The sequence below is a fragment of the Delftia sp. ZNC0008 genome, from assembly GCF_000799035.1.
Classification (GTDB): Bacteria; Pseudomonadota; Gammaproteobacteria; order Burkholderiales; family Burkholderiaceae_C; genus Comamonas; species Comamonas tsuruhatensis.
The window spans coordinates 1-2130 of record NZ_JTKZ01000368.1 but is presented as its reverse complement, the minus strand read 5'-3'; the positions used below and the strand labels follow the sequence as shown (position 1 = coordinate 2130).

Here is a 2130-nt window from a genome sequence, read left to right as displayed (position 1 = left end):
CAGGCGCGCGAACGCCTGCGCGCGGCCGTCATGGCGATGCGCCAAGCGGCGCCGCCCGTGCCCGTGGCCTGCACGCAGGACCGGCTGGCACGGCATGGCGTCACCACCGTGCCCGTTCGCATCTACCGCCCCGAGGCCGATGCGGTGCCCCGGCCCACCGTGGTGTTCTTCCATGGCGGAGGCTTTGTGCTGGGCGGCATCGAATGCATGGATGACATCGCGCGCAAGCTGTGCCGCGACGTGGGGGCGGTCATCGTCTCGGTGGGCTACCGGCTGGCGCCAGAGCATCCGTTTCCCGCAGCGCACGACGATGCCATCGCCGCCACGCTGTGGGCCATGGACCAGGTCATGGAGCTAGGCGGTGATCCGGCCCGCGTGGCCGTGGCCGGAGAAAGCGCCGGAGGCAACCTGGCCGCCTCGACGGCCATCGTGCTGCAGCGCCGTGGATGGGCGCTGGCCGCACAACTGCTCGTGGTGCCCGGTGTGGACATGGCCCGCGATACCGAGGCACTGCAGGCGCGCCGCAGCGACCACCCCATGCTGACGCCGGCCGACCTGCGCGACATCACCCGCCTGTACATGGGCGCGCGCATGGCCGAGGCCGGTGCGTTTCCGCCGTCTCCGCTGCGGGCGGGCAGCCTGGCCGGGCTGCCGCCCGCCGTCATCGCGCTGGCCGGGCATGACCCCTTGTTCGGAGAAGGCAGCGCCTACGCCAGCCGCCTGGCCGAGGCCGGCGTGCCCGTGCAACGGCTGTGCTTTGGCGACATGTTCCATCCGTTCCTGGGCTTTTTCCAGGTCTCGCAAGCGGCGCGAAGGGCCAGCGACCGCATCTGCCAGGCCTTCGCGGATTGCCTGGGCAGCAAGGCGCCACGGGTTTCACCCGATCGGGCCTTGCGTTCCGTTCCGCGCAAGCCATGACAACCAAGGAGACAGAGATGACCCCCGATTTTCACGAGAAACCTTTTCGCCGTGCCCTGCTGGTCGCGAGTGCGCTGCTGTGCGCGGCAGGGCAGGTCCAGGCCCAGTCCCATGTGCCATACCCGTCCAAGCCCATACGCTTTGTCGTGCCCTTTGCCGCGGGCGGCGCGCTGGACTATGTGGCGCGCGTGCTGGGCGCTGAAATCACGCGCCAGAGCCGTGCGCAGGTCATCGTTGACAACCGGCCCGGCGCATCGGGCATTCTTGCGGCCGAGAACGTCAGGGGTTCGGCCCCCGATGGCTATTCGGTGCTGATCACCAACATGGAGTCCCATGTGAACAACCTGGGCCTGTTCAAATCGCTGCCCTACGACCCCGTGCGCGACTTCCAGCCCGTGGGCCTGATCGCCTCGGCAGCGGCCATCCTGGTGGGCAATGCGGCCATGCCGCCGAGCAGCCTCGCACAGTTCGTCGCCTATGCGCGGGCCGACAAGGGCGGTGTCTCTTTCGGAACCTGGGGCAACGGCACCTATTCGCACATCGCCATTGCCACCTTGGGGCGCATCGACCGGTTCGCCGTGGTCACCGTTCCCTACAAGGGCGAGTCGCCCGTGGTGCAGGATCTGCTGGGTGGCAACCTGTCGTTCGCCATGGCCAGCGTGCTCGTGGCCAAGGCCCAGACCGACAAGGGTGCGATGAAGGCCTACGCGGTCAACGGAGACAGGCGCCTGGCCCTGATGCCCACGGTGCCCACCTTCAAGGAGCTGGGCTACACCGATCCGGTGCTGAACATGCGCCCCTGGTTCGCCGCCTATGCGCCGGCCGGCACGCCCAAGGCGGTGGTGGAAAGGATCAATACGCTGCTGCGCGATGCGCTGCGCGATCCGAGCGTGGCCAGCAGCCTCAGCGACAAGGGCTTCGAGCCCATCGGCAGCTCGCCGGCCGAGCACCAGCGCGAGCTGGCCCGGCAGATCCAGACCTTCACCAAGGTGATGCACGACATCGGCATCCGCCCCGAATGACCCACGGCGCCAGGCGCGCAGCAGCCATGATCCTCACACCGCCTTTGGCCGCCGTGCATTCGGTGGACCGCTTCGTCTTCTCCGTGCCCGATCTGGGCGAGGCATTGCATTTCTACCGGCACTTCGGCCTGGACGTGCGGCCGGCCGATGGCCGCCTGGATCTGCATACCTTCGGTTCGCATCAACGCGG

At 68.5% G+C, this 2130-nt stretch carries 2 protein-coding genes; both read left to right on the top strand.

The window, feature by feature from the left end; genetic code table 11:
- A partial coding sequence (locus L995_RS12280; protein WP_052195792.1) for an alpha/beta hydrolase occupies nucleotides 1–918 on the top strand: 918 nt, incomplete at its 5' end.
- 17 nt (nucleotides 919–935) lie between these two features.
- The gene (locus L995_RS12275) at nucleotides 936–1940 is read left to right on the top strand and encodes a Bug family tripartite tricarboxylate transporter substrate binding protein (RefSeq protein ID WP_047325751.1); all 1005 of its coding nucleotides are present in this window, start codon (nucleotides 936–938) and stop codon (nucleotides 1938–1940) included.
- The last annotated feature ends 190 nt before the right edge of the window (nucleotides 1941–2130 follow it).